At 59.8% G+C, this 6,296-nt stretch carries 5 protein-coding genes and 2 pseudogenes; all 7 read left to right on the top strand.

From position 1 onward, the window contains the following. Window positions 1-564, top strand: a 564-nt coding sequence (locus BG60_RS34240) for a Mu transposase C-terminal domain-containing protein (protein WP_174447766.1), incomplete at its 5' end; no start/stop codon positions are given. 7 nt (window positions 565-571) lie between these two features. Then, window positions 572-1,444 (top strand): TniB family NTP-binding protein, encoded by an 873-nt coding sequence (locus BG60_RS34235; protein ID WP_034474308.1) that lies wholly within the window; start codon window positions 572-574, stop codon window positions 1,442-1,444. Next, complete coding sequence (locus BG60_RS37600) at window positions 1,419-1,946, top strand: TniQ family protein (protein ID WP_008344973.1); 528 nt, start codon at window positions 1,419-1,421, stop codon at window positions 1,944-1,946. The genes BG60_RS34235 and BG60_RS37600 overlap by 26 nt, the downstream gene beginning before the upstream one ends. Window positions 1,947-1,989: 43 nt before the next feature. Beyond that, window positions 1,990-2,805 (top strand): annotated as a pseudogene (locus BG60_RS34230) (FAD-dependent monooxygenase); the annotation flags it as partial. Window positions 2,806-2,924: 119 nt separating this feature from the next. Next, window positions 2,925-4,219 (top strand): annotated as a pseudogene (gene hmgA / locus BG60_RS34225) (homogentisate 1,2-dioxygenase). 22 nt (window positions 4,220-4,241) lie between these two features. Further along, window positions 4,242-5,510: a fumarylacetoacetase gene (gene fahA, locus BG60_RS34220; RefSeq protein WP_008344976.1), complete on the top strand. Its 1,269-nt coding sequence runs from the start codon at window positions 4,242-4,244 to the stop codon at window positions 5,508-5,510. Window positions 5,511-5,522: 12 nt separating this feature from the next. Beyond that, the gene (maiA, locus tag BG60_RS34215; RefSeq protein ID WP_008344977.1) at window positions 5,523-6,209 is read left to right on the top strand and encodes a maleylacetoacetate isomerase; all 687 of its coding nucleotides are present in this window, start codon (window positions 5,523-5,525) and stop codon (window positions 6,207-6,209) included. The last annotated feature ends 87 nt before the right edge of the window (window positions 6,210-6,296 follow it).

The following is a 6,296-nucleotide window of genomic DNA, read 5'->3' as shown; positions in this document are numbered from 1 at the left end:
TCTGCCGCTGCGCCTGCTCCGACGTTGCCGCCAAACCCCGACGCCGCGTTGCGGTTTTTGGTGCGATTTCTCCCGATCGCTCGCCGAACGATACAGGCCGACGGACTAACGCTGTTTTACGTTCGCTACTGGCACCCCATCTTCTCGGCGTGGCGTGAAGACCGTCGCTTGGTGACCATTCGCTACCATCCCGAGGATCTCTCAAGGATATTCGTCAGTTCGACCAGAAAGGAGTTCATCGAAGTCCGATATGCAGACCTGCGCCGCCCGCCGATTTCCCTATGGGAACAACGTGCCGCGGTCAAAGCTTTGCGCGACGAGGGCCAGCGCAGCATCTCTGAGGTCATGATGTTCCGTACGATCGAGCAGCAACGCCGTCTGATCGCCGACGCAAAAAGCATGGCCCGAAAAGTAAAGCGCCACAGCCCACCGGCACGCGAACATTCGACACACGGAATTTTCGAGCAGGGTGCCAGCCCAAGTACCGCGAGTGCCTCGGCGCAGCAACCGGACCCCATCGATTACAGCAAGCCGGTAACGGCCTACGACGTTGAGCAATGGTGATGCGTAGATGAAATCGCCTCCCCTTTCCCATCTACTGCCGGCGACACGGTCACAAGCACAGCTCGACGATGACACACGCATTCAATGCCTGTTACGCGATCGCTGGATTGATTACCCACGCGCCACCCAAGCACTCGAACAGCTTGAACGGTTGTTTGTCACGCCGCGACGCGAACGCATGCCGTGCCTTTTGCTACATGGCGATTCAAACATCGGCAAGACGCAAATCACCGCCAAGTTCCGCCGCCGGCATCCCGATGTTTTCGACGAACGCCGCGGCATGGAAATGCGCCCCATCATCTCGATGCAGATGCCGCCCACTCCTGACCAGCATCGCTTCTACTCCTCGCTTCTGTTTGAACTCGGCGCTCCGCACAACGCCGCTGCCGGGTTAGCCGTACTTGAGCGTCTCGCGAGGGATCTGTTGCGCCGGATGGCGCCCAACATGTTGATCGTCGATGAAGTCCATCACCTTCTCGCAGGCACATATCGCGAGCAACGCGCGTCGCTCAATCTGCTGAAATTCCTGGCCAACGATCTGCGAGCGACCATGGTGCTCGTCGGCACCCGAGACGCGGTTATCGCGCTTCAGACAGATTCCCAGATGGTCAGCCGTTTTACGCCATTCGAAGTGCCGCGCTGGAGGGAGAGCGAGGCATTCCGGCGATTACTCGCAGCCTTCGAGCGCATTCTGCCTTTGCGCCGACCTTCTGACCTCGCTCAAAAGGAGATCGCACAATATGTTCTCGCTGCCAGCGGCGGGCTCACGGGCGAGGTTTCGAGAATCCTGAATGCGGCAGCAGAAGCGGGCATTCGCAGCGGCGATGAGTGCATCAAACTCGAGCATCTCGAACATGTGGCCCCCACACACATCCAGTGACGTGCGTCCGTGGCCATTCGCACCGCGGCCCTTCGACGATGAAGCCTTCGGAAGCTGGTTCGGCCGCGTCGCCAGCCGTTACAGGCTGAGCATTGATCGAATGTGGGTGGCCAATCAACTGGGACCCTTGCCATCCCTGACCAACGCCGGATGGATTCTGTTCGCTCCCGTCGACAACCGTGTGCTTGACACACTCGCCGAACTCGCACGGCTCGACATCGCTCGGCTAGCGCACATCCAAACGCGTACCGACTGGATGATTCCGCGAAGGCATCTACCCTATTGCTTCCGTTGCCTGGTTTTGAACCCGGCGGACGTTACTGCGCCTCGCTGGAAGCGGGCGTGGCTCGATCCCGCCGCAGGCTACTGTGACGAACACCGTGAGCCGTTAGAAACAGTACGTGCATCGACGATACGTCAAGCAAGCAATATGGAACATCTATTGAAGCTGGTCAGCCGCTACCGCAAAAAACGCGAGGTTCGCCGAATGCGCCTAAATTAGCGGAAATGTTGCACCCATTAGCGGAAATAGTGAACCTCAACAGCTGGAGCGCTACCGTCACGATCGCGTTTTGTTCGGGGGCGACGCAGCCCATCTGGTCCCGATCTTTGGCGTACGCGGCGCAAATTCAGGCATCGATGACGCGGACAATCTTGCATGGAAGCTGGCTTTCGTGGTGCGCGGCCTCGCTTCCGAAGCACTACTCGACAGCTATTCGGACGAGCGTGTCTTTGCCGCCCACGAAAACCTCAGTTACGGCACCAAGAGCACCGAATTCATGGCGCCGCCCTCATTCGCCTTCGAATTGATGCGCAAAGCCGTGCTGAGCCTAGCGATTAAGCATGAGCGCCTGCGGTCTTTGATCGACCCGCGGCAGACTTCGGCCATCGCCTATACGGCGTCGCCGCTCAATACGACGGAAGCAGAACCGAGCGCATTTGAGGCCGGTCCTGTGCCAGGGGCCGTGCTGCCCGAGTGCCCTTTGACGGTCGTCGAGGGCGGCAACGCGAGGGAAGCTCATCTGACCGACCTGATCGCCCCCTGCTTCACTGCCCTGCACTTTAGCGAAGACGGTCGGGCACCTGCGGAATTCGCCGATCTTGAAGCAGCACTTCGAGATGAGAAGCTGCCTTTCAAGCTGATCCCTGTGACTTCGCATCTGCACCCCGAGACCAAAAACGACCACAACTGGGACCACACCGGTCGGCTGTTTGCGATGTACGGCGCTAAACCTGGCACCGTGTACCTGGTTCGTCCGGATGGTCATGTACTGGGGCGCTGGCCCACGCGCTTTTTCTCGCGCGTTTTGCGATGCTTGCCATCGATAAGATCGACGACCCCGCCGTCGCACTCAACCTGATCGACGATGCCAGCGAGGGGTTGCCTGAGTAAGTGCCGGGCCCATGCGCCATGGATGCGAACGGGCGCCTATAGCCGTGCTCCTCAAGCACCCGACGTCCTTTGTAAGAGATCGAAACAATGACACTCGACTATCAAACCGGCTTCGCCAATGAGTTCGCCACCGAGGCCCTGCCCGGCGCGCTGCCCGTGGGGCGTAATTCCCCGCAACGGGCGCCGTATGGCCTGTATGCCGAGCAACTCTCGGGCACCGCATTCACCGCACCACGGCACAACAACCGTCGTTCGTGGTTGTACCGGATCCGCCCTGCGGCCATGCACCTGCCCTTCGAGCGTATCGAGAACGCGCGCCTCTTGAGCCGCTTTGACGAGCTACCAACGCCACCCAATCAGCTACGCTGGGATCCGCTCCCGATGCCCGATGCACCGACCGACTTTGTATCGGGGCTGGTGACCATGGCAGGCAACGGCGCCCCCGACTTGGGACGAGGCTGCGGGATTCATCTTTATGCCGCCAACAGCTCCATGACCGACCGCTTTTTCTACAACGCCGACGGGGAATTGCTTATCGTGCCCCAGCAAGGACGGCTGCGAGTGGCCACCGAAATGGGCGTATTGGAAGTCGAGCCGCAGGAGATCGTCGTCATTCCGCGAGGCGCGCGCTTTCGCGTCGAATTGCCTGACGGCGAGGCGCGGGGCTACGTTTGCGAAAACTATGGCGCGCTGTTCAGGCTGCCGGACCTCGGCGTGATCGGCTCGAACGGCCTGGCGAATCCGCGCGACTTCCTCACACCAGTGGCTGCGTATGAAGACCTCGAGGGCGATTTCGAACTGGTCGCGAAATTTGAAGGCAATCTGTGGCGCGCCCGGATCGACCATTCTCCGCTCGACGTGGTTGCATGGCACGGCAACTATGCGCCGTACAAATACGACCTGCGGCGCTTTAACACGATCGGTTCGATCAGCTATGACCATCCCGATCCATCGATCTTCTTGGTGCTTCAGTCGCCTACCGATACGCCTGGTGTCGACGCTATCGACTTCGTGATTTTCCCGCCGCGCTGGTTGCCTGCCGAGAACATTTCCGCCCACCTTGGTTCCATCGAAACTTCGCCAGCGAATTTATGGGACTCATTCATGGCGCGTATGACGCGAAGACTGAGGGCTTTTCGCCCGGTGGCGCATCCTTGCACAACTGCATGAGCGGCCATGGCCCGGATGCCGAAACGTTCGAGAAGGCGACGGCCGCGGACACGACGCGGCCCGACCACATCACGGACACCATGGCGTTCATGTTCGAAACGCCTGCCGTCATCCGGCCGACGCGCTACGCGCTCGAATCGTCCCAGTTACAGGGCGAGTACTACCGATGCTGGCAAGGCTTGAAAAAGCATTTCAATCCCGCGCAGGTCTGAATCCGCACACTGGAGAGATCGTATGTCATTGATCAACGAGTCGCACGACCCGGCATTGAAGAGTTGGGTTGAGCAAGCAAACCAGCCGGGAAGCGATTTTCCGATCCAGAATCTTCCGTTCGGTCGTTATCGATCCATTGGCGCGGATGAGGACTTCAAGATCGGTGTCGCTATTGGCGACCAGATCCTGGATCTGCAAGGCACCGGTTTGATCGACAGCCCGGACATGAACGCGTTGATGGCACTTGATTCAACGACGCGGTTGACGTTGCGCCGTGACATCTCCCGGGGTCTGGCTCAGGGCAGCCCACAACAGCAAGCCTGGTCGAAGCTGCTGAGCGCGCAAGACGCGGTGGAAATGGCCGTGCCTTGCCGAATTGGCGACTACACGGATTTCTATACCGGCATTCACCACGCCACGTCCGTCGGCAAGCTGTTTCGGCCCGATCAGCCCCTGATGCCGAATTACAAATGGGTGCCCATTGGCTATCACGGCCGGTCCTCATCCATTCGCGTGAGCGGTCAGAAATTCAGGCGGCCGCAGGGGCAGACGAAGGCGCCAGATGCTGCACAACCGAGCTTCGGTCCTAGTCGACGACTGGACTACGAGCTGGAACTGGGTTATTTCGTCGGTCGCGGCAACGAGTTGGGGCAACCGGTCTCCATTAAAGACGCGGACGATCATCTGTTCGGGGTGACATTGCTTAACGATTGGTCGGCCCGCGACATCCAGGCGTGGGAGTACCAGCCTCTTGGCCCGTTCCTATCAAAAAATTTCGCGTCCACCATCTCGCCCTGGGTGGTTACAACCGAGGCATTGGCACCCTTCCGTGCACCGTTGAAGCGTCCGGAAGGAGACCCCCAGCCGCTTCCCTATCTCGATGGCGATTTCAATCGCAAGTCTGGGATTTTCGACGTCATGCTTGAAGTCCTGATACTGACGCAGCGCATGGCCGAGGCGGGCCTCGCTCCTGAGCGCCTCACGTTGGGCGATGCCGGCGCCGCCGCCTATTGGACGGCCGCACAACTGCTCACGCATCACACGGTGAACGGCTGCAATCTCCAGTCAGGCGATTTGCTCGGTTCCGGTACGTTGTCGGGTCCCGCGGCTAACGAAGCGGGCTCGCTGCTCGAACTCACCGAGGGCGGCAAGCGTCCCGTCCAGCTGGCCAATGGCGAGCAGCGGACATTCCTGGAGGACGGTGACACACTGATTCTGCGCGGCTGGTGCGAACGTCCCGGCGTGGTTCGAATCGGTTTCGGCGAAGTCCGCGGCACCGTCCTCGCCTAGGAAGGAACGTCGATGACAGATTCCATCAACTTGGAAGCGGCGGACTCGGACCGCGTCCTTTACACATATTTCCGCAGTTCTGCGGCTTATCGGGTGCGTATCGCGCTCAACTTGAAGGGGCTGAACTACTGTGCTGTTCCGGTTCATTTGGTTCGTGGCGGCGGACAGCAGCATCAACCAGAGTACCGAGCGGTGAATCCCGTGGGGCTCGTTCCGAGCTACCGGGAAAACGGTCGGACCATCCGTCAATCGTTGGCCATCATCGAGTACCTCGACGAATGCCACTCGGAACCGCCGTTGCTCCCAGACACACCCTTTGCGCGTGCGCAGGTCAGGGAGTTGGCGCTATCGATCGCTTGCGAAATCCACCCGCTGAACAATCCGCGAGTTCTCAAATATCTGGAGCGCGAGATACACACGGACGAGGCGGCACGCCTTGCATGGATGCGCCACTGGATGAAGGTCGGACTCGAAGGGCTTGAGACCCTCCTGGCTGATAGGGGCTCGTCCGGGCGGTTCTGTCATGGCGATCAGCCCACCATTGCAGACTGCTGTCTAGTGCCTCAACTGTTTAATGCGCGCCGGTTCGAGGTCGATCTTTCCAATTGCCCGCGTTTGCTGGCAATCGCCGCCGCCTGCAACGCGCTGGCGCCCTTTCAGGATGCGCATCCGAGCAGGCAGCCAGACGCGGAAACGTAAGGTCGTCCCGGCAAAACTCTCGACTGTAGTAGACGGCGCTAAGCAATGCCATTTTATTCGGATGCGGATGGGCTTATTATTGTGTGC

It is taken from the genome of Caballeronia zhejiangensis (assembly GCF_000698575.1).
GTDB classification, from domain to species: Bacteria; Pseudomonadota; Gammaproteobacteria; order Burkholderiales; family Burkholderiaceae; genus Caballeronia; species Caballeronia zhejiangensis.
Note: the sequence above shows the minus strand (reverse complement) of the source record. Positions and strands in the feature narration are given on the sequence as shown.

What these genes read in the sequence shown, in the direction of transcription:
- BG60_RS34235 (WP_034474308.1), top strand. Translation starts at nt 572, where the DNA reads ATGAAATCGCCTCCCCTTTCCCATCTACTGCCGGCGACACGGTCACAA.
- BG60_RS37600 (WP_008344973.1), top strand. Translation starts at nt 1,419, where the DNA reads ATGTGGCCCCCACACACATCCAGTGACGTGCGTCCGTGGCCATTCGCA.
- fahA (WP_008344976.1), top strand. Translation starts at nt 4,242, where the DNA reads ATGTCATTGATCAACGAGTCGCACGACCCGGCATTGAAGAGTTGGGTT.
- maiA (WP_008344977.1), top strand. Translation starts at nt 5,523, where the DNA reads ATGACAGATTCCATCAACTTGGAAGCGGCGGACTCGGACCGCGTCCTT.